Source organism: Marinomonas sp. KMM3893 (assembly GCF_004352855.1).
In the GTDB taxonomy this organism is placed as follows: Bacteria; Pseudomonadota; Gammaproteobacteria; order Pseudomonadales; family Marinomonadaceae; genus Marinomonas; species Marinomonas arenicola.
In genome coordinates this window covers 208,803-230,163 of record NZ_SJSC01000004.1, presented here as the reverse complement: position 1 = coordinate 230,163, position 21,361 = coordinate 208,803, and the positions used below count along the sequence as shown (strand labels likewise).

General features: G+C 45.4%; 23 protein-coding genes. 7 read left to right on the top strand and 16 right to left on the bottom strand.

The window, feature by feature from the left end:
- Positions 1-2: 2 nt before the first annotated feature.
- From rnd to E0D71_RS11885, 6 genes are all read right to left on the bottom strand, one after another.
- Positions 3-1,157, bottom strand: a complete 1,155-nt coding sequence (rnd, locus tag E0D71_RS11910) for a ribonuclease D (RefSeq protein ID WP_133003526.1) — start codon at positions 1,155-1,157, stop codon at positions 3-5.
- 1 nt (position 1,158) lies between these two features.
- Positions 1,159-1,752, bottom strand: a complete 594-nt coding sequence (gene recR, locus E0D71_RS11905; protein WP_133003525.1) for a recombination mediator RecR — start codon at positions 1,750-1,752, stop codon at positions 1,159-1,161.
- 9 nt (positions 1,753-1,761) lie between these two features.
- On the bottom strand, positions 1,762-2,088 hold the full coding sequence (locus tag E0D71_RS11900) for a YbaB/EbfC family nucleoid-associated protein (protein ID WP_133003524.1): 327 nt from the start codon (positions 2,086-2,088) through the stop codon (positions 1,762-1,764).
- Between the two features lie 12 nt (positions 2,089-2,100).
- Positions 2,101-4,332 carry a DNA polymerase III subunit gamma/tau gene (gene dnaX, locus E0D71_RS11895; RefSeq protein ID WP_133003523.1) on the bottom strand — a complete coding sequence of 744 codons (2,232 nt, stop codon included), beginning with the start codon at positions 4,330-4,332 and terminating at the stop codon, positions 2,101-2,103.
- 172 nt (positions 4,333-4,504) lie between these two features.
- Positions 4,505-5,503 (bottom strand): rhodanese-related sulfurtransferase, encoded by a 999-nt coding sequence (locus tag E0D71_RS11890; RefSeq protein ID WP_133003522.1) that lies wholly within the window; start codon positions 5,501-5,503, stop codon positions 4,505-4,507.
- Positions 5,504-5,618: 115 nt separating this feature from the next.
- A complete protein-coding gene (locus E0D71_RS11885; protein WP_133003654.1) occupies positions 5,619-6,320 on the bottom strand; it encodes a 2OG-Fe(II) oxygenase in 702 nt (233 codons plus the stop codon).
- A 104-nt stretch (positions 6,321-6,424) separates the two neighbouring features.
- Here E0D71_RS11885 and E0D71_RS11880 point away from each other — a divergent pair, with 104 nt between their 5' ends.
- Positions 6,425-8,182 carry a DEAD/DEAH box helicase gene (locus E0D71_RS11880; RefSeq protein ID WP_133003521.1) on the top strand — a complete coding sequence of 586 codons (1,758 nt, stop codon included), beginning with the start codon at positions 6,425-6,427 and terminating at the stop codon, positions 8,180-8,182.
- A gap of 35 nt (positions 8,183-8,217) precedes the next feature.
- On the opposite strand, the gene E0D71_RS11875 is transcribed toward E0D71_RS11880, so the two are convergent.
- Together E0D71_RS11875 and E0D71_RS11870 are read right to left on the bottom strand one after the other, a co-directional pair.
- Positions 8,218-8,805 (bottom strand): TetR/AcrR family transcriptional regulator, encoded by a 588-nt coding sequence (locus E0D71_RS11875; RefSeq protein WP_133003520.1) that lies wholly within the window; start codon positions 8,803-8,805, stop codon positions 8,218-8,220.
- 63 nt (positions 8,806-8,868) lie between these two features.
- Positions 8,869-9,630, bottom strand: a complete 762-nt coding sequence (locus E0D71_RS11870; RefSeq protein ID WP_133003519.1) for a DUF1499 domain-containing protein — start codon at positions 9,628-9,630, stop codon at positions 8,869-8,871.
- A gap of 272 nt (positions 9,631-9,902) precedes the next feature.
- Here E0D71_RS11870 and E0D71_RS11865 point away from each other — a divergent pair, with 272 nt between their 5' ends.
- Entirely contained in the window at positions 9,903-10,610 is a 708-nt protein-coding gene (locus E0D71_RS11865; RefSeq protein WP_133003518.1) for a DTW domain-containing protein, read from the top strand.
- A 92-nt stretch (positions 10,611-10,702) separates the two neighbouring features.
- Here the strand turns inward: E0D71_RS11865 and E0D71_RS11860 are convergent, their stop codons facing one another.
- Positions 10,703-11,173 (bottom strand): DUF2947 family protein, encoded by a 471-nt coding sequence (locus E0D71_RS11860; RefSeq protein WP_133003517.1) that lies wholly within the window; start codon positions 11,171-11,173, stop codon positions 10,703-10,705.
- 148 nt (positions 11,174-11,321) lie between these two features.
- On the opposite strand from E0D71_RS11860, the gene E0D71_RS11855 reads away from it, so the two are divergent.
- Together E0D71_RS11855 and E0D71_RS11850 are read left to right on the top strand one after the other, a co-directional pair.
- Positions 11,322-11,501, top strand: a complete 180-nt coding sequence (locus E0D71_RS11855; RefSeq protein WP_133003516.1) for a hypothetical protein — start codon at positions 11,322-11,324, stop codon at positions 11,499-11,501.
- 165 nt (positions 11,502-11,666) lie between these two features.
- Positions 11,667-12,317 carry an HAD family phosphatase gene (locus tag E0D71_RS11850; protein WP_133003515.1) on the top strand — a complete coding sequence of 217 codons (651 nt, stop codon included), beginning with the start codon at positions 11,667-11,669 and terminating at the stop codon, positions 12,315-12,317.
- A gap of 58 nt (positions 12,318-12,375) precedes the next feature.
- On the opposite strand, the gene E0D71_RS11845 is transcribed toward E0D71_RS11850, so the two are convergent.
- A complete protein-coding gene (locus E0D71_RS11845) occupies positions 12,376-13,398 on the bottom strand; it encodes a nucleoid-associated protein (protein ID WP_133003514.1) in 1,023 nt (340 codons plus the stop codon).
- A 32-nt stretch (positions 13,399-13,430) separates the two neighbouring features.
- Between E0D71_RS11845 and E0D71_RS11840 the strand changes: the two genes are divergently transcribed.
- From E0D71_RS11840 to E0D71_RS11830, 3 genes are all read left to right on the top strand, one after another.
- On the top strand, positions 13,431-13,799 hold the full coding sequence (locus E0D71_RS11840) for a hypothetical protein (protein WP_243712029.1): 369 nt from the start codon (positions 13,431-13,433) through the stop codon (positions 13,797-13,799).
- Between the two features lie 89 nt (positions 13,800-13,888).
- A complete protein-coding gene (locus tag E0D71_RS11835) occupies positions 13,889-14,311 on the top strand; it encodes a VOC family protein (RefSeq protein WP_133003513.1) in 423 nt (140 codons plus the stop codon).
- A gap of 103 nt (positions 14,312-14,414) precedes the next feature.
- The gene (locus tag E0D71_RS11830; RefSeq protein ID WP_133003512.1) at positions 14,415-15,047 is read left to right on the top strand and encodes an OmpA family protein; all 633 of its coding nucleotides are present in this window, start codon (positions 14,415-14,417) and stop codon (positions 15,045-15,047) included.
- A gap of 284 nt (positions 15,048-15,331) precedes the next feature.
- Here the strand turns inward: E0D71_RS11830 and E0D71_RS11825 are convergent, their stop codons facing one another.
- The 6 genes from E0D71_RS11825 to E0D71_RS11800 form a co-directional block, all read right to left on the bottom strand.
- Positions 15,332-16,429: a transglycosylase SLT domain-containing protein gene (locus tag E0D71_RS11825; protein WP_133003511.1), complete on the bottom strand. Its 1,098-nt coding sequence runs from the start codon at positions 16,427-16,429 to the stop codon at positions 15,332-15,334.
- Positions 16,430-16,506: 77 nt separating this feature from the next.
- Positions 16,507-17,082 carry an LPP20 family lipoprotein gene (locus E0D71_RS11820; protein WP_133003510.1) on the bottom strand — a complete coding sequence of 192 codons (576 nt, stop codon included), beginning with the start codon at positions 17,080-17,082 and terminating at the stop codon, positions 16,507-16,509.
- A gap of 14 nt (positions 17,083-17,096) precedes the next feature.
- The gene (locus E0D71_RS11815) at positions 17,097-18,137 is read right to left on the bottom strand and encodes a hypothetical protein (RefSeq protein WP_133003509.1); all 1,041 of its coding nucleotides are present in this window, start codon (positions 18,135-18,137) and stop codon (positions 17,097-17,099) included.
- Between the two features lie 15 nt (positions 18,138-18,152).
- Positions 18,153-19,088, bottom strand: a complete 936-nt coding sequence (locus tag E0D71_RS11810; RefSeq protein WP_133003508.1) for an LPP20 family lipoprotein — start codon at positions 19,086-19,088, stop codon at positions 18,153-18,155.
- The gene (locus E0D71_RS11805) at positions 19,085-19,861 is read right to left on the bottom strand and encodes an ETEC_3214 domain-containing protein (protein WP_133003507.1); all 777 of its coding nucleotides are present in this window, start codon (positions 19,859-19,861) and stop codon (positions 19,085-19,087) included. The genes E0D71_RS11810 and E0D71_RS11805 overlap by 4 nt, the downstream gene beginning before the upstream one ends.
- 579 nt (positions 19,862-20,440) lie before the next feature.
- Positions 20,441-21,358, bottom strand: coding sequence for a LysR substrate-binding domain-containing protein (locus tag E0D71_RS11800; RefSeq protein WP_133003506.1), 918 nt, complete (start codon positions 21,356-21,358; stop codon positions 20,441-20,443).
- Positions 21,359-21,361 lie beyond the last annotated feature (3 nt).

The window sequence follows — 21,361 nt, the reverse complement described above, 5'->3', positions numbered from 1 at the left end:
TCTTATTGCTCGGTCGCGTCTTTTTTAAAACGCTCAAGCACGGGCTCAATAATGGTGTCACGACGCCACCCAGTCATCGCTGGATTTTGCCAGTCAATCGTAGAGCCATCGTACAAATGCTGCACCAATGGTTCCAACAATTTACGTTTCAACATAGCTTCTGGCGCTATGTCTAATTCTTGAGCGCGCTCACGAATATAGGCTTTTATCGCCTTTGTCAGCTCCCCTGCCTGCGATGGCAAAGGCGCCGGTAAAGGCAACTGCAATTCGTCTTTAGAAAGTCCTTTCACCAAAGCAACGGTTTTTAAAATTTCATCACCGTACAATCGATGCTGCTTACCCGTGAGCTCTTCTGTTTCTGCAATCGCCTTGTGGTAATCAGGCAATGTTTTTCCCAGCGCCCATAAGGTTCTGTCTTTTAACACCTGACCTTTAGGCACGTTCTCTTTGCGCGCTTGCTCATCACGCCAAATAAACAACAAACGCAACAAGGTCAACCCAGCAGGCGACAAACGCCACGCCGTTTTAATCCCCGCCCAGTTTTGTTCTGGGTCGGCGTTCATTTGATGCTGCCAGGTTAGAGATTCGCAATCTTCTAATGCCCAGCTAAGCATGTTTTTCTCTTCAAGCTTCGCCACTTGCATTGGGTAAAGCTGAGCAAGGTACACCACATCCAATGCCGCGTAACGTTTTTGCGCGTCGGTCAATGGACGCTGTGTCCAATCAGAACGCGTTTCGTCTTTCGCGACTTCGATATTTAAATAGGTTGCCACCAGCTTCACATAGCTTAATGACCACTGCGCACCGGCATACGCTTCGCCGATTTGCGTGTCGTAGAATGGCGTCGGCAACACACCCAATAAACGCTCAAATACATCCAAGTCTTCTGAACAAGCATGAAACACCTTCATCACAGACGGGTTGACTAGCAAGGCACGCAAAGGTTCCCATTGATCAATCGCCAGCGGGTCAATCAACACCGCTTTTTCCCCTTCGCTGATTTGGATCAAACCAGTAATAGGAAAGTACGTTGTACGACGAATAAACTCAGTATCAACCGCGATGACGGGCAATTCAGCCCAGTATTCACACCAACTTGCTAACGAGTCATTGTCCGCTACCCATACAATATTCAGAGCTTGATCTTGGTTTTCCATTCTAGAGTGTTTTCCGACCCTCTAGCGCTAACGCCAGAGTGTTGCCATCTACGTATTCCAGCTCACCACCCATGGGAACACCATGAGCAATACGACTGACGTTGATGTTTTTGGATTTTAATTTCTCAGCGATATAATGACACGTCGCTTCGCCTTCAACCGTTGAGTTTGTTGCAATAATCGCTTCTTCGACTCGATTATGAACCACTAAATTTTCTAAATGATCTAAGCCTAATTCTTCTGGGCCAATACCATCAATCGGGGAAAGGTGACCTAATAGTACAAAATAACGCCCATCAAACGTCCCTGCCGATTCAATGGCAAGCACGTCTGCTGGGGTTTCAACAATGCATAAATGCGTAGGATCACGTTCTGTGTCCGCGCAGATGCTGCACTCCGTTTCTTCCGTTAAGGTTCGGCAACTAGAACAGCGGCCGACCTTATCCAACGCTTCACGCAGTGCATTTGCCAGTCTGTCCGCCCCTTTATGCTCTCGCTCCAGAAGATACAGCGCCATCTTCTGTGCTGACTTTGGGCCAACACCAGGAAGGCAACGTAATGACTCGATAAGCTCTTTAATTAAGGGACTAAACAAGCCGGGCTCCTAGAAAGGCATTTTAAAACCAGGTGGTAGAGACATGCCTGCAGTTGCCGCATCCATTTTTTCTTTCTGGCTTACTTCAATATTGCGCACCGCGTCGTTTACCGCCGCAGCAATAAGATCTTCAAGCATGTCTTTATCGTCTTCAAACAAAGAGTCATCGATAGAAACACGTTTTACATCATGACGACCTGTCATGACGATTTTAACAAGGCCTGCACCAGACTGGCCTTCTACTTCCATATTCGCCACTTCTTCTTGCGCTTTCTGCACGTTTTCCTGCATTTTCTGCGCTTGGCGCATCATGTTGCCCATTCCACCTTTAAACATAACTCTCTCCAATTAAGCTTTAACTTTAACAGTATCATAAACCAGTTGCGCACCCATCGTACTGGCGAGGGCTTGAACCACTGGGTGTGAATTCAAATGATCGATTGCGACTTGCAGCGCTTCAGCTCGCTTGCTGGCGGCAAATTCTTCCGCAGTAACACCACTGGTGTCTTCAACCGTATCAATAATCAAGGGCACGCTTTGCCCAAAAAAGTCGCTTAGCGCACCTTGAATTTGCTCGTATCGCGTTTGGTTTAACATGTGCCCATATTCTAAAGGCACTTCCAGCTTAACCCCCTGCTCAGTGGCAGAAATCAAACTGGAGTTCATCAAAATGTTCTGTACCAAGCCCGTTAACGGCAACCTTGGCGCAACCAACCACCAAAGTTTCATGGTTAGCTCACTAAAATGATGCATCTCTGGCAATGGCATACCTAACGCCGGCTGAGCCACCGTATCGGCTGCTTTTGGCGTATTAGCTTCTTCGACTACAGGTTCTGCTTCTACGGCAACAGAATCTGCGCCGAGCGCCTGAACCAGGTCGGCGGCCGGATTGAAGGGGTCAGAAACATCCGCAATGGCACGCTCTTCCGCTTCTTCTTCGTCCTCTTCCTCGTCTTCATCTTCTGCGTACTCTTCCACAGAAGGCGAATACACAGGAGCGGCCTTAGCCACAACAGGCTCAACCTCTGCTATTTGAGGTGCCTCATCAACAGAACTTAGTGCTTTAGGTTCTTTATGTGGTGTCACTGGACTGTTTTCAACAGCAGCAGGCACTTCAGCAGTGTTTTCTGCGCTCACAGAAGAGGCTTCTAATGGCGGCTCTTCGGCCGCGGCGTCTGCTACTTCAGGCTGAGCCGGTGCTTCTTCCCACGGCGGGCGCTCTGCTTCAGGCAAAGGCTCAGCCGCACTGCCGACCACGTCATTCACAACCGCCTCAGCAATGTCCGACGCCGTGTTTAATGATGCCGACTCCGCTTCTTCTGATGAGGTTACTGACACATCCTCTTGGGGCATCTTTACAGACGACGAATCAGAAGGCGCAGGCTCTACAGGATGGGGCTTTGCAGGATGAGGCGCTAACGCTGGCGTTTCAGGCTGACCGCCCGATGGTGCAACAGGCCGTGGCGGCGCCTCATAAGACACCGTCATCGGCGGTGCAGGACGAAAGGCAATCAGTCGCAACATCAGCATTTCAAAGCCGGAACGCGCCGTATGAGATAAATGCAAATCTCGGCGACCAATCAACAAACTTTGATACATCAACTGAATTTCTTCAGAGCTTACTGTTGCGGCAATCTGCTGAATACGCGCCAAGTCGCCTAGCTGGTCCAGCAATGCCCCCGGCACTTGCTGCTCCACAGCAACACGATGCAAGGTGTCTAATAAACTGCCACAGATGGCGGTAAAGTCTGGCTGATAGTCCGCTAGAGCGTCTATTTTTTGCAACACTTGTGCGGCGTTTTTACTCGCCACACTCTCTAATAGATCCAGAATTTGCGCTTGATTTACTAAGCCCAACATGGCGGTGACGCCCGTCTCAGAGATAGTGCCATTACCAAACGCGATGGCTTGATCCGTCAGACTTAACGCATCACGCATACTGCCATTGGCGGCTTGACCTATTTGCCACAATGCAGGTTGATCATAAGACACCTGCTCGGTCGTCAAGACGGTTTGTAAATAGCCCACCACGCGCTGGGGTGTCATGTTTTTAAGATTGAACTGCAAACAACGAGACAAAATGGTCACCGGCAATTTCTGCGGGTCCGTCGTTGCGAGCAAAAATTTCACGTGTGCTGGAGGCTCTTCCAATGTTTTCAATAATGCGTTGAAAGAGTGCGTCGATAGCATATGAACTTCGTCTATTAGATAGACTTTAAAACGTCCGCGAGTGGGCGCATATTGAACGTTTTCTAGTAATTCTCGGGTATCTTCCACTTTCGTTCGAGAAGCCGCATCGACCTCAATCAAATCGATAAAGCGACCTTCGGCGATTTCGACACAGCTGTCGCAATGCCCGCAAGGTTCAGGAGAGATGCCATTGGTTTCGCAGTTTAGGCATTTTGCAAAGATACGGGCGATGGTTGTTTTCCCCACCCCACGCGTACCACTGAACAAATAAGCATGATGCAAACGTTGCTGGCGAAGCGCATTGACCAAGGCTTGTAATACATGGTCTTGCCCTGCCATTTCAAGGAATGTTTGTGGCCGCCATTTGCGTGCTAAAACTTGATAACTCATGATAGATACTGGCTAATAAAAAGCGATTTTTCATTGTACGGCAGTCCGACGCATTTCGGAACCATTCATCGCAAAGGATGGCGCCGAGAAGGACACGAGAAAGCGAAAAAATCGCGATTTAGATCAATAGTTTATATTTCGCTCAGGCTGGCTGAGCGAAATTCATAGCGGCTTACGACTGGCTTCTTTGTTCGCGAATCTTACGCTGGCGCTCTTTTTCCAGGGCTTTTTCTAAGCGATGCTTTTCAACCGCCTCCGAAACCTCCGCCCCAATATGCTCTTCGCCGCGAGATCGCGCCAATTGCACCTGACGCTCACGCTCTACAAAACGCTGGCGCTGCTCATCGGTGAATTTATCAAAGCAATGCACACAACTCACGCCTTGCTGATAGCGCTCATCTTGTTTCTCTTCTTCGGTGATCGGCATACGACAAGCATGGCATTGATCATAGTCGCCTTTTTCAAGGTCGTGATTAACAGAAACACGATTATCGAAAACAAAGCACTCGCCTTCCCACATGGTTTCTTCTTTTGGCACTTCTTCCAAGTATTTTAAGATGCCACCTTCAAGGTGATACACCTCTTCGAAGCCTTGCTCTAACATGTAAGCGGTGGATTTTTCACAACGAATTCCGCCAGTACAAAACATCGCCACTTTTTTCTGCTTCTTCGGGTCCATGTTTTCTTTCACGTACTCAGGAAATTCACGGAAAGTCTCTGTTTTTGGGTTAACTGCGTTCTTAAATGTACCGATCTGCACTTCGTAATCATTACGAGTGTCCACTAAGACCACGTCTGGATCAGAAATCAATGCATTCCATTCGCTTGGTTTTACATAGCTCCCCACCACACGTTTCGGGTCGATTCCTTCTACCCCCATGGTGACGATTTCTTTTTTCAATTTTACCTTAGTTCGATAGAAAGGCATGTCTTCGTCATAAGACTCTTTGCTCACGATATTGTCCAAACCTGGCTGCTGATCCAACCACGCCAACATGGTATCAATGCCTTCTCGAGACCCAGCCACAGTACCGTTTATTCCTTCACTTGCCAGCAACAAGGTTCCGCGAATGCCATTTTCTTCTAAAACAGACTGCAACGGCTCACGCAGGGATTCAAACTGAGGAAGCTCAACAAACTTATAAAGGGCACAAACAACAACTTTAGACACTTTCTATCTCCTATGCGGTCTGGAACGTAAAACCAGAGCAATTAAACAAGGCGCGCATTATAGAGATTTTCTGACAAAATTTCGAGCCTGTGAGGCAGTTAAATCAACTCCATAGTTACTGATCAGGGTCCAGCGTTTTGGCTGTGGTGTTATTCACTCGAAACCAACCGGCAATACTGTGACGCGTGCGCTTTGCCACTTTCACTTCATGATAAAAATCTTCGCTTAAAAACACCGCCAAACGGCCTTTTTTAGGCAAAAAACACCCCAGTTCACGGTCAACATCATGCTCATCGTATATAACCAACTCGCCACCATCGTCTTCCTGCCAATCCTCGTTTAAGTACAGCACAGTCGAAAGAATGCGATTACTTTGACCTTTAAAAGCGTCCATATGTTTTTCATAAAACGCCCCTTCCTCATAACGCGCAAAGTGAGCTTCAAAATCAAACAAACCCAAGAAAAACTGTCGATTTAACACCACTCTCAGCGCTTCCATTTCATCCAAAAACGTCTTACGTGTTTCGTTAATCGGATCAATCCACTTGATGTAATCTCGCCGCGCATCCAGCACCACCTGATGGTCCTGCTTTCGACCAACACCGGCCTGCAACATGGACTCATTTTGAATACCTCGGACCTCTTCCATCAATTTATCGGTAAACGCGTCGGAGAAAAAATCGTCCTGAATACTCCACCCTTTGGTATGCAAATCTTTCAACAATAAAGCAAAGGGTTCGAGGCGACTAAACGCAGGCAGAAGCGCTTCTGGCAAATCATCAGGTAAAGGGTTATTTATCACATCATCAAAGATCATAGAGGGAAAGTTCACGTCCTAAGCGGCATTATTGCCAAGCCGTTTATGATACTGTAGCGTGCGAAACGACACACTAATTTTATCTTTGCATGCAGCGTTCAATAATGACCCAAGCTTTTGTCTTACGCGACTACCAAACCCAAGCCGTCGAGGCGACTCTAAACCACTTTCGCCAAAGCAATGACCCAGCCGTGGTTGTGCTCCCCACAGGCGCAGGCAAAAGTCTGGTCATCGCAGAGCTTAGTCGCCTAGCAAAAGGGCACGTAATCTGCCTAGCGCATGTCAAAGAACTCGTCGAACAGAATCATGGAAAATTCTTAGCCACCGGCCACCAAGCAGGTTTGTATTCGGCTGGTTTAAATCAAAAAAACAGCGGCGAAAAAACCACTTTCGCCAGCATCCAGTCACTCGCCGCCAACCTAGACGATTTCACACAAGCAGCCAGCTTAATCATCATCGACGAATGCCACCGCATCGATATGACGCCCGGCAGTCAATATCAAAAAACCATCCAACATTTTTTGTCACTCAATCCAAACACCAAAATCCTTGGCCTCACCGCAACGCCTTATCGCCTTGGCAGCGGCTGGATTTACCAACACCATTATTATGGCTTTGCACGCCCTAGCAATGCGTGTTTTTTCAAAAAATGCATTTTTGAATTGCCGCTAAGACACATGGTAAAAAACGGCTACCTTACCCCACCCATACATTATGATGCGGCCGTTGCTCATTATGATTTCAGCCAACTAACAGAAAGCCTAGATGGCGAGCAAGACACGGATGCAATCGCACTCAATGAGCTGATCCATAAACACCCCAGAGTTACCCGCGCAGTGACAGAACAAATCATTCAGCTGAGCGAGCAACGCCAAGGCGTGATGATCTTTGCGTCCACCATTGATCACGCAAAAGAGATCATCTCTTATTTACCCGACTCTGAATCTGCGCTCATTACAGGTCAAACGCACAACAAAGAACGCGATCGGCTCATTCAGACATTTAAAGACAAAAAGCTCAAATACCTGGTCAATGTATCAGTATTAACTACAGGGTTTGACGCCCCGCACGTGGACGTTATTGCCATCCTTCGCCCCACCCAGTCAATCAGTTTGTTTCAACAAATTGTGGGCCGCGGACTGCGCCTAAGCCCAGGCAAAAAAGATTGTTTAGTGCTCGACTACACCAACAATGGTTACGACATTTTTCAACCCGAAGTGGGTGAGAAAAAGCCCACAAAAGATTCTGTTCCCGTACTAGTACATTGCCCTGAATGCGACTTTGCCAATACTTTTTGGGGAAGAAAAGACAGCGAAGGAAACGTTATTGAGCATTTTGGGCGACGCTGCCACGGCCTTATGGAAACACCCCATGGCGAAGAACAATGCGACTACCGTTTTTGCTTCAAGCGTTGCCCACATTGCAACGAAGAAAACGACATTGCGGCACGCCAATGCCAACATTGTACAGAGAAACTGATTGACCCCGATGATCAACTGAGAAATGCGCTGAACCTGAAAAACAACAAGGTTCTTCGTTGCTCCGGCATCACCTTAGCAAGCCAACCAGATGATGACAGCATCAAGGTCACTTACCATGACGAAGACGGCACAACGCTAAGCGAAAGTTTTTATTTCAAACAGAAAAAGTCAAAACAGAAATTTAACCAAGAGTTTGGACGCCGCGTCGCCAACAGCACGCACCCTATTGAGTTTGAGCACGCCAATGACGCGTTAAAATTCGAACCCTATTTGCCGACGCCCGATTTTGTCATTGCCAAAAAACAAAAGCACCACTGGCAAATTACCGAGAGACTATTTGATTACCAAGGACCTTATCGCAAGGCCAATGACCTCACATAAAGTCGCATGCAATCACAATTTAATGGCAAGCTTGGTTAATGGCCTTTCTTCAAGGCATTTTTATAAGAAACATCAAAAGGCAAATTGAGCTTACCCAAATGATCGATGGCCGCTCGCCCAAGAACACCACTAGGAATGCCTTTTAACAATACCATGAAGTAATTTGCCGCCATGTTTTCAGCAAAAATCGCCGCGGTATTGTCGTCCACACCCACCTGTTTAAAGCGACCTGCCACCCCTTCTACAATAACGTCCATCTGTTTTGCATGAAAACCACCATGAGCAAGACTGTCAAACAGCACAAGGCGCGCAAACTCGGCGTATTTATCATAAAAAGAAAACAGCACATCGGCCATTTGAAGCAAGTAATCAGAAGGAGATTGGCATGCGCTTTGAGCGTCGGCGGCTTCTCTAAGCGCCGCGTCCATCTCATCAAAGAAGATGTCTTTTACAAGGGAAAGTTTATCGGGGAAATGAACAAAGAGGGTTCCGACTGCAATGCCAGCCTGCTCACTAAGGAAGCGTGTGCTTGTTGCCTCAATGCCTTTGGTTAAAAAGGCATGTTTCGCGACCCGCTTTATGGCAGAACGGGTATTGGCTTTTTGAGTTTGGCGCAGGCTCACAAGACGTCCTCTGTACAAGAAAGGTACATCGAGTTTATCGCGTCCTGATTTTTAAGACGAGCGCTATTTTAGGTAATGCACTCTATCCATAGGTCTGCCATTAAGGTTGGCATTCAGATCCGCCATGTAATGCTCGATACGGCGTGCATTCATACCAAAATCGCCTGACCCTACTCGAGAGCAAGAACGCATATCAACACGAACCTCACCATCGACTTCTGCAACACGAATAACCACATCGTCTCTGAAACCAAAAATTGGCGTTCTGGCGGTCGCCTCTATGATGCCGACTTCAGGATAAAAAGCATTAAGCTGCCACCCTCTTTCTTTTACCAAGTCCAGCGCTTTTTGATACGCCACATCAATACTTTTTGTCGTTGTAATCGGCTTAACCCCAGGATAATGCGCCTTTTGAATAGGCCCCCATTTAGGGTTGTAACTCAGACCATTCTCATTCGACTTGCGAAGAAAGTTCACATTCAAAAACGCAGGCGGTGTCACAGTGTCCGTGGTGATGTCATTAATATCAGGTAAGTTGCAACGTTCGGCATAAAAAACAATCCACATAAAGCTGTAAACGAGAGAGACAATCAACACCAAACCAAAAAAACGTTGGCTAGAGACATTGCATTCTTTACGGCAAGCGAACATAGAAAGCGCCGCTAACGCAGATAAGATTAATGCGGCAAATACACTCTGCCTTAGCAGGGAAAAACCAGTCAGAGGTTCAAACAACCCAACCCTAACACCTGCAATAGAAATAAACGCTGCGCACCCAACTAACATTAATAGGATATAAAGCACAGGAGAGATATAACGACTCATAGATTACTCATGCCATATTGATATGCCAACCTTAGCCTGCAAAGATGCTCACGAACAGAAGCCCAGAAGCGCTTTAGCTTTGATTCCTTGATATTTGCATAGTTTTAGTCAGAGTTTCAAAAAGACACCGAAAAAATGGTTTTTTCGCCGTTTAAAAGTGGTAAAGAATCACACCTCAGGTATGATACGACCCCCTAATATCAGCGACACCTGGGCGGACAAAAACCAACCAATGTGCGTTCGCTTCCAAAAACTTGATCTACTTGGTTTTTATGGACCACAAACACCCACTCCACAGTGTCGATCTGCTGCGCACCAAATGCCGCTCAAGGGCCCAACGACCTTTTATCGCTCGTGGTGCCAATGCTGTGCGCTGCCCTTCTTGCATGATGGCTGAATTTGCTTGTTTTTGCGCCTACCGCGAGCCACGCCAAGCCGCTGTCGATTTCATCTTGCTATTCCATCGCGATGAGATATACAAACCGACCAATAGCGGTCGCCTGATCGCTGACCTCTATCCCGAGAACACGCGCGCTTTTTTATGGGACAGAACGCAGCCAGACGAAGAACTCAGCAAGCTGCTAGAAGCAAAAAAGGGGCAATGCACGTTACTTTTCCCCAATACCGAAACCGCCCAACAGCAAGGCAGAACCACCAGAACACTGCCACTGCCAACCTCAGAGAATCAACACAATCACACCTTTATTATTCTCGATGGAACTTGGAAACAGGCCAGCAAGATGTTTCACCAAAGCGAATGGCTTAAAGACATCCCTCACTTCGAAATCAACAGTCAGGCGCAGCGCTCATTTTTAGTTCGACATTCAGGCCACGACATGCAATTTGCCACCGCTGAAGTGGTTGCCTTATTGCTCGACACCCTCGGTCATGAAAAACAAAGCAAACACCTGCTTCACTATTATCAGCGCTTCAATCAACACTGCCTTGCCAGTCGAAAACGCGGCAATACTGATGCCTAAAACAAAGCAGCAGCCATAAAAAAAGACAAACCTTCAAATTCAAGCATCATGGGCTTTACTCTTGAAGATTTGTCTTTATAGACGAAACGAAATTACCCGCGATTCAGCAAAGAAGCCATACCACTTGAATGAAACTGCACCGCTTGTTTTTTCTTCTTAGCCACCAGCACAGGGCCGTTATCAAGAAACAAAAACGCCTTCCAGGTGCGCTTAAACACAGACCAAGTCATTTCAAAAACCAGTTCATTATGGCAACAGAAGAAAACTAACGTATCCTCTCCCCACGGCGCCACATGGTCGAGCAGTAATTCAGGCAACGCCGGATCATCAGATTCCCAAATAGGCTCCCATTTAATCTGAGCCACGGCACTTTTCTTAGCCCAATCATTATCATCAAAGTGGTCTGGGTGAATGTGCGCTTCACTAATATAATCTCGCCACACACTGGCCGCTCGCGCCTCATCCAACAAATGAATTTGCGTCAGATCTTCTGGTTCTACTTTTGGATCTTCTCGCTTAAAAATCCAACTTTTTGAAAAACTCTCTAGTAACTGATATGCCATGATTTCCTACATAACGAAAAAGGTGAAAAAAAATAACCTAATTCATGAAAAACGATCGTTTGTATTGGCAACGCATCGTATCTAATATTGAAAATGTTGTAATAAAACAACATTTTTAAAAATTCACTGTAACACCAAGGAGAACACTATGGACTCTCAAGAACAATATGATGCATTATTAAAACGCTGGGGCCTAGAAGATCGAAGCGCTGAACGCCGTGCCCGTCGTGAAAAGTGGGTTCGCCACGCCAAAGCCGCTGCGACCTATGTTAAGAAAATGCTAGCGCCTACTCGCAAAGCCGTTTCACACACTCCAGCAACGCATTAATAGAAAGAAGCAATCACACAACTCTTGCCTATGCCTTGCGTTATCGAGACATAGTATAGCGCAATTGAACTTTTGAAAGGGGAGAAAAACAATAAATCCCTCCCTTCCGTTTCCCCCTCTAAATTCGTTATTATCGTGACTCACTCATAACGAAGTACTTTCTCTATGTCTTACTCTTACAAAGCAATACTCTTCGATTGCGATGGTGTCATTGTCGACACAGAAAATATTTCTAACGAGATCATGCGCTCCATGCTGCAGCAACAAGGCTTGCACATTGACGATAAATTACTACACGAGCGTTTTACCGGCTTTACCAACAAAGAAAACCTAAAAACCGCAGAAGCTTTATTAGGCAAAGCCTTACCCGAGAGCTTTGACGCGGATTATCGAACGCTATTTCACGCCACGATAGACGAACATTTAGAACCGATCAAAGGGGTGCGCGAGCTGCTTAGTAAGATCACAGTCCCTATTGCGATGGCAACGAATGCACGCCGTAAAGAAATGAACTTTAAGCTTAACAAGATTCAGCTCGAAGAAAGGTTTTCGGTTCGTTTTTGCGTAGAAGATGTGGCCAACGGGAAACCAGCACCAGACCTTTACCTCAAAGCGGCTGCCGCATTAAATATCGCCCCAGAAGACTGCTTAGTGATTGAAGACTCGGTTGCAGGGATTACTGCAGGCAAAGCCGCCGGCATGCGGGTACTCGCCTTTAGCGAAACACTCGACGCACAACTGCAACGCAATGCTGGTGCTGACGCTTGCTTTAAGACCATGCAGGAGCTCGAAACCTTGCTAGGACTTAGCGAATAAAAGCGCTAGACAACCAAGGCCTTTAAAAATAAAGGCCTTGTCATACAAGTTCCTGACGTTAAAGCGCCTGCAACTGTTTAAGCAGGCTTTTTGGCAAATCGCTGATCGTCAAAGTGCCAGTATCAGCATTAAACACAATCGACTCACCCAACAAATCGCTGTTAAAACTTAGCGTTAGCGCACGAGAACTCCCAGAAAGGCGCGTCAGCTTCTTCAACGCCGCCTTTTCTACAAAAATCTCTTTCTCCATCTGAAAGCTGTCAGATTCGGCGATTTCCAGAAATTTATTCGCTTGCTCCACAGAGAAACGCGACTCAACTTCATTGGCAATTTGCTTTATCTCAAGCGGCTCACGCTCTTCCGCCTTAGACTGGCAATGCTCAGATACCACTTTCTTAAACTCGTTCGCTTGCTTAGTCGAAATCCCCTCTGATTGACAAAACGCGGAGGTCAAATCTACTAGCTTACGAGTCTCTTTTGCCGCCACTTTTGGCTCATCACAACCAATAAACTGAGTAAAGTACTCACTTTCTGGCTTAGGCGCACGACCAAAACGAAACGCGATATAACGCCCTTCATCACCAGCACGCCAAGCATTAAGATTGATTCGCAGCGCCATGTGCAGCTTTTCCATCTCAATCTGCTCAACTTGAGAAAGACTAAGATCCGCCCCCAAGCCAATACCCTGCTTACGCTTCAACATCACAATGTATAAAAAGTGCGTATCATGAAGCTCATAATGGTTAAACCACAACAACCCGCCTTGCGCCTCTTCAACAGGTTCAAGGTATTTAAGATATTCCGCCGCACAATTTTTTGAGAAGCCCTCAAAATCTTCGAATGCATCGTCTTTAAAATGCTTAGTTAGCAACGCAGGCAATTGTGAACCTTCTTCACTCCCTTCAGGGTTTGAAAAGCGCCCTGTCGTCATGCCAGATCGATTGAATAAATTGGTTACTTGCTCCGATAGCGCTTCAGCTTGCCCATCAATCGGGTTCTCATTCGGGCGGGCAATAAGGATCGCCTTACGTTCGCCTTCATGCTTTTGTATTTCATGCACAATCAAGTTGGTAATAGACACCAGCAACCTCTTACGTTTAGTATGAATGAATTATGACCAACCTCTTGAGAGGCAATTCAACACCTTATAGTTACGCCATGACCAAACCAAAGACCACAAAAAAAGACACTCGAAACGAAATAGATTCTTTAGTAGAGGAATTCATCAAGGCCAACGGAAAAATCCAGCAAGTAAATATGGGTGAATCCGGTCTTGTTGACGGCAAGTATAACACGGCACACATGGGCTTTAGCGAGCCAAGAAAAGAACGCACACCACTTAATCATGTGGTAGCGGCTATTCAGCAGCGCAAAGGCAGTAAACCCGCCTCCCCTTACCCTGTTAAATCCCATAAAAAACCGAAAAAGAAGATTATTTACGATGACTTTGGTGAGCCTTTACGCTGGGTTTGGGAAGAATAATGTAAATTTCGTCGTATCGGTATGCATCTACATTCGATCCATTTAAGATATGAAACATGATGTTAGACAAATTATCTAAAGGAGTTTCCATGTCAATTCGTTACCTTCACGCCATGATAAGAACCGACAAGCCTGAAGAAAGCCACACCTTTTACACCGAAGGATTGGGTCTAGTACAGACGCGTAGACACGACAGCGAAAAAGGCAAATTCTCTCTTATTTACTACGCAACCGCACCGGGAGAGCCTGAAGTTGAGCTAACCCATAACTGGGATGATCGCACTTATACAGGGGGCGACCAATTTGGCCACCTAGCGTACGAAGTCGACAACATTTATCAAGTCTGCGAAAAACTGCAATCCATTGGCGTAACCATTCTTCGTCCACCTCGCGACGGACACATGGCTTTCGTCAAGGACCCAAACAATATATCCATTGAACTACTACAAAAAGGCGAGTCCCTCGAACAAGCTGAGCCGTGGGCATCAATGGAAAATACTGGTAGCTGGTAAATTACAAAAAATTACAATCTCACTAAACGCTACATAACTTCCATAGTCTCAAGGAAGAGGCAACGTTATATTAAACGCATACACGAACTACATGGAGTTCATCATGATTAAAGCATTTAAAACACTATGCACCGTTAGCCTTCTATTGCTATTGAGCAGTGCCAGTCATGCGGAAAGCCTTTTCGACAGCAACATTAAAGCCGGACTTTCCGACCACGATAAAGATGGCGTAATCGACGCTCGAGACCACTGCGCTAACACCCCACTAGGGGACGCAGTTGACACCAATGGCTGCCCAAAAGTGTCATCGAAAGTATTAACCGTTGATCTAAATATCTTATTCGACTCAGGAAAAGCCGTGGTAAAACCTAAGTTTTACCCAGAAGTAATGAAACTGGCTACTTTCTTGAAAGATCACCCAAGCAGCAAGGTAATTATCGAAGGGTACACTGACAACGTCGGTGCAGAAACAATCAACAAAGCCTTGTCACAAAAACGCGCAACAGCCATCGCCGATGTGTTAATCGACAGCTTTAGAGTATCGCCAAAACGCGTTAAAGCGATTGGCTACGGCGAAAGCAACCCAATTGCGACAAACGACACCGAACAAGGCCGCGCCAACAACCGACGCGTACTGGCGAATGTATTTGCCCAACAGACAGCAGATGTAAAACGCTGGACAATCTACAGCGTGGACACAAAATACAACACAGCCCTTTATACACTGCGCAAATAACACCACTCGTAACAACCTACTCTGCTACCACCTCTTGGTAGCAGAGCATTCTTTTTACCCCTCTCTTTAGAACACAACCCATAACACAACACAGAACCAAAGCCATGCCGCATCATTCACCTATACCAGCAAGCTAACACCTTCCTTACGCTATAAATCAAAGCACTCAGAACAAAAAAAGCAGAACACTGTATAAGCTGCCACGCTTTCTTATTTAAGAAAGGCTTTCGCTCTATACCGTATTCTGCTTTTGCAACACGCCTGCGCCATCGCAGGCGCACTGGTTAAAGCGATTGCGCCTTAGCCACTTCCGCCGACTCAAGCTGCTGATATTGTTGCAGCGCAGTACTGACCTTTTTTAAATAGGTTCTGGTTTCTTGGTACGGCAGTTTTGCAATCAGCTGCTGGTACACTTCATCAGGCGAAAGCTGATTAATCACCTCAACAGCAGCGCTCAACGAACGCTTGTTATCTGGGTGAAAAACACTCGCAACGTTGCCCGCACCTGTATTATAAGCTGCGATAGTGCAATACAAACGACTTCTCTCATCCTTGATGTCTTTCAAGTAACGACTATCTAATATATGCAAATACGCCGCACCAAAACGAATGTTTTCATCCGGCTTAAACAAGGTGTCTACGTCCGGACTTTTGTCCTTTTTATTGATATGCACATTGACATCTTTGCCCGCTGAATCCGGCACAATCTGCATTAAACCAAACGCTGGAATAGGCGACTGAGCCAACGGATTAAAGCTAGACTCTGTTTGTGTTACCGCCAAGATCAAACTGCGATCCACATCAAACTCCGCTGACATTTTGGTCGCCGCTGGGAAAAACGGCTTAGCACGATCCACCACACTTTGCGCCGGCAAACTGATTCGTACTTGCTGAATGCGCTTACTGGTGGCGTCGCCATCACCTTGCACTATGCTTGCCTTCGCCATCACAGACACCACATCATCGGAGCCTGCAATGGTCTTCAATAAGCTTTCTGCTTCAGACTGAACCTTAACGTTTGGCAACACTGGGTCCTTAGACAAAGCACCACCTACTGATGTGCCAGCCAACTCTGACAACACCTGCTTTACATCCAGATCTTTGCCATTCAACGATTCAATCAGAATCTGATTGTTCTGATAATCCAGAATCACGCGCTGATGCAGGTCTTTTTTATACAAAATATAGTCATGAGCACTAGACAACTTGGCATAGTCCCCCCACTGCTTAACCACTTCTTCTTGATAGGCTTTATAGCGAGCCAGATAGCTTTGCGCATAGGCTTGATAGCCTTCTTGACGACTCTGCTTCCATTCTGCATAGCTTTGCGCCTGAGCAGAAGCGGTTGCGAACATAAGTAATATAAGATAAATTTTTTTCATTTTTTACACCTTAAAATGTAAACCTAAAACCCAAGCCTAAAAAAAGGGGCCGAAGCCCCTTTTTTATCAACTGATGATCAGTTCATATTTTTCTGGATGCCATCAAGTGACTTATCCGCTTCATCGGCTAAAAACTTCTGGTATAACGCAGGAGAATCTTCACCAATGGCCGACTTAGCCACAGATTCAACATTCATGTTGTAAGCGTCTTTATCTAGACCAACAAGCAAGTACAAGTTACCCGCAGGGCTAAACTGTGTGCGATAAACGCGAGCGCGTTGCAATGTCATCGCCGCCAAGGTTTTTTGAACTCGCTCTGACACGTCAGAGTTTGTGTTTTCACCGTTGACCGTACTGTCTTTGGTAACACGAGCCATACGACTAGCAACATCGGTAGAGAACTCACCCGCTAGACGAGCACGACCTTCTGTCGCAGCAACATCACGCATCATGCCTGGGCCTGATGCCATTTTCTTAGAATAACCTACAGCTTGAAGCTCAAGACCTTCAACAGGCTGACTGCAAATCCATGAAGGTGCAGATTCACCCGGAGAGTCTGGGTATGAACAATCTGAAAACGTATCAGGAATCATGCTGCAACCGGCCATAGCACTGACAGACGCCGCAATGAACGCAACTTTAAATAATTTCATTTAACTCTACCTACTTATAAGCCAGGAATTTTAATACAAGAACCAAGAACTTCTGTTTCATTCACGTCACATTTGCCATGAGACAATTTAGCAACATCACCGATCTTGATTTTATTAATGACTTCTTCATCGCCTACGTAAACATAAGCACCAGTCGCATCAACGTTTTTCGTCACTTCACCTTCACCAATTAATACTTCTTGGATGCGGGTTTCATTAGTGATAGGAGTCACTTGTTTTTCTTTGTGGTAGAAGTTAACCGTTGCGCCTTCTATTGCACCTTGTTTTTTACTGATGGTCACGCGGAACAAAGAGCTCTCGCCTGGCTTGCCCACTTCATCGCGACGCTCAATAACATACGCTTCTGGCGCCAGGTCATTCAAAGTTTGAAAAGAACCAGATTTCACCGCTTCAGCCAATGTTTCGCTGTATAAACCGCGCAGTTGAGAATCGCTCACTGGGCAACGTGAATTATTAGTTTCAGAACTGAAGCTTTCTGAACCATCGTATTCGTACGTATTAATCAACTCCATGGAAGGCATTTTATAAGCACGAACGTACATTTTCGCTTTCGCAGAGAAGCTGCAGTAAGCTTCAACACGATGACGTTCACCCTTATCATCTACCCAAGAGCGCGCTTTATGGAAACTTTTACTACTGTTCAGCGTAACAATTTTGCTCATCAGAGCAACGTCAGCAACAGACGGTCCGCTAGTACGGAACTTGCCAGATTTCTCAGCAGCAATAAGCTCGTCTTTCAGTTTTAGCGCCAACTTGCGATCAACTACCGTGTTACCTGATTTCATCACACGCTGAGTAAGGTCATCGTAGACTTCACCAATAAAAAACTTACCATCAGGCGTACTGTACTCAACAGGCGCTACAATAATTTTGCTGCCTTGCCCTTTGAGCTGTTCCGCTAATTGCTGTTTGGTTGGAGCAAGCTCAGCCATAGGGGCTGATGTTAATTGAGTTTTCGCCAATTCTGGAGTACAACCTGCAAGCGCCATTGCGCCTACTACACTGGCCATTACAAAAAGTTTTTTCTTGAACATAGTTAAGGACTCTACCTAGTTAGTTTCCATACCGAAGGCCTTCCATAGACCTTCTCTTTTTAGCTTCTGTACAGCCAACACCAGCGTGGCTTTTTTCCCCACTGATGCACCTGAAGCAGAAGAAGCTCTTACCTGCCAACGAGCTGAAGACACCTCGCCGTCACGATCTGTTAACGATCCTAAAAACGTCATATTGACCACACTTTGCCCAAACAAGGTGTCACTACTGAACTGAGTGCTGTAGCGAATGGTGACATCACAAACTCGGCATCGACCTAGACGCAAGCCGTCATCCAACAAGCTCGCTCTAATCGCCTGATTAATGCTGGATTCAGGGCCTTTAAGCTCTACGCTTGGCTTTCTTTTATCGATCACCGCACTAAGCTGATCTTCAAGATGGGATGCTTTTTCTTGATTCATCAAGCCGGACCATAAAACAGCCAGCTGATCAGCAGAACGAGCATCAGGAATCAGCGCTTTGGCTTTTAACCACCACTGGAATCGATTTTCTCGAGTGTCGGCCATCACCGCATGAACATCACTGGCCGTGGCGTTATACTGGCGCAACCACTCTTTGGCCAAAGCCGCACGATTCACCCGAACAAGGGTCAGGGTTTTGGTGTCTAGCACGGCGGTTTTGATCGTTTCATAATGACTAAGCGATACCGTTGCAACGGTGGAGTTAAGCTGACGGTCAGCGTATTCATCCAGCGCTTGCGTGGTTTCTTGTGTTCTATGAGAAAGAGAGGAACTGATTTCAGTTTTTAATTTTCCGGCGACATTGGCTAACGCCTGTTGATTGGCTTGAGTCAGGTTATACCCTTCCCCTGCGCCGTAAATCCATTGCTCACTGTCCGCTACTGGAGAGGTCCACCAATCCGGCGTAGTTTCCTTAATACTCTGACAAGCGGTTAGCAATAAACCGAGCGCGAAAAAGACAAAAACTCTCATAATTGATCCTTAAAATAAACCGCGTATTCATAACGAGTGAGTAGCATGTCGGCAGCGGTAGATGCATCAATGTCTCCTACGACAAAAACATTAGGGCGCACTTCACGTCTGAGCGCTTGCAGCCTTGTCTTAATCTGTTTTTCATTGGACTCTAAAATGGCCTGATCCAATGCCGCGATGGCCTTTTTGCTCGCGACGCCCGCGTCCGCCAATTCAGAATAATCGGCACCGTACCCCACATAGGCGAAATATTGATTCAAAAACAACCCTGCACGCCCTAAGGAATGCGCTTCCATGTAGTAAGTTATGTTGGCGTTATCCAATCGAGAGTCGTCAAAACCATTTGAATAATCAGAGTAGAAAAAAGAACCTAATTGGAAATCAGAAAACGGCAACGAAGGGTCAAAAGAGCGACGTAAACTGACAACTTGATAAGCAACAATACGTGATTTTTGTGTGGCAACAGCCAATAAATATTTACGATCTGTGTAATAACGATATTCAAGATCTTTAACTGTTTTGGAAGACTTTATGACTTTCGCAATGCCAAACGTTTGTTCGATAAAATCAAGATTACCACCGACTTTAACGTTCTCAAGATGAGAAAACTCTACATTATTTGTAAAGTGACTAATGCTGCTATCGTAAATTTCAATAAGAAGTTCTTTGGTATCGCCCCATGATCCAAAAGAAATCATCACAGAGGCAATTAAAACGGTAATGGCTTGTATACGCTTATAAATAGGCGTCTTTTGAGCTACTGGCTGGTCCATCTTTTGTAAAAATTCCGTTTACTTTTGTAAAGAAAGGCCATTTAACTACAAAAAAGCCATACAGATCAACAAATAAGTAGAAAAAATCCAGAAGGAATGACACTTTCTTTACTAACAAAAAACTACATAGTTTCTTTGAAAACAAAAATCGTACGTTTTTCATCCAGAAAATAAGCATGGAAATTCATGAAAAAGTCCGTCTCACTAAAGAAAAAAAGACACATGCACCAAGATAAACACTTGATCAAATTGAGAAATATAACCGATTGGTAAGATTTGAAAAAAATAGAAAACAAATATTTTAAAAATGACTTAACGTCATAATTCGAAAAATAATGATTAAAAAAACAACAAGCAAAAAAAGAAAACCGTCTCTTTTATTGATATAAATCAAATTTTATAAGCGTCATTTTCAAAAATACAAATAGATTTTAATGAAAACTCATAATACACAAAGAAATCGCCGAACAAAAAAAGACTGCTTGATCATAGTGAAAAGCAAACAACCACTTTTAAAAATGAAAATAAAAACATTAACAATCAGAATAAAACGCTTATCAAAACATCAATATATTGCATTTACTCTTGCAGGTATTTTTGCAATACGACATCTTGATCAATCATTTTACTTAACCAACTTATAAAATAATTTGCTCTGGAATTGATTCTAGAGGTGGCCGAACAAACAAGATACCAACATCCTATCTCGGGGACGGTCTGCTCCAATGGCACGACCAATTTGCCGCTTGCAATGTCACCACAGCAGAAGAAGGCGGGGACAAAAGCAATGCCCTGACCAGCAATAGCGGCTTCTAACACCAACTGATAGTTATCATACCCCTCTTTGACCTCCAATTGGTCGAGAGACATCACACCTTGCTGCTGCAGCCAATAGGATAAATTTTTGGGGGATTCAGAAACATGCAGCAATGGCTTAGTTAATAGCTCAGTTAACGAAGAACAAGCTTGCTTAGTAAACAAAGTCGGACTGCATACCGGTACCAAACTGCCTTTAAATAAATACTGATACGATAAATTATGATCTTTTTCTTCACTATAAATAACACCTAAATCGGCGGTACTTTTTTCAAATTCCCAACTAAAATAGGTGCTAAACAATTCAACGTTCAAGCTTGGGTATTGCTGTCGGAAAAAGCCCAAGCGCGGCACCAGCCATCTTGATGCAATCCCCATATAAAACTGCACAACCAATTTACCCTGATCAGGCTCACCAAAATTTTCCTCCGTACTGTGCTCTATGATTTGTAACGCATCGTGCACATCTTGATAATAACGCTGACCGAGGTTTGTTAACGCCACCCGCCGCCCCATGCGTACAAAAAGCTCCGCCCCTAAGTCTTGTTCCAGCTTCTTTATCTGATGACTGATCGCCGAGTGAGTAACATTCAGCTCATTGGCCGCCTGCTGAAAGCTCAACAAACGCGCGGTAACTTCAAAAGCACGCAATGCATTTAACGAAGGTAATCGTCTTTTCATATC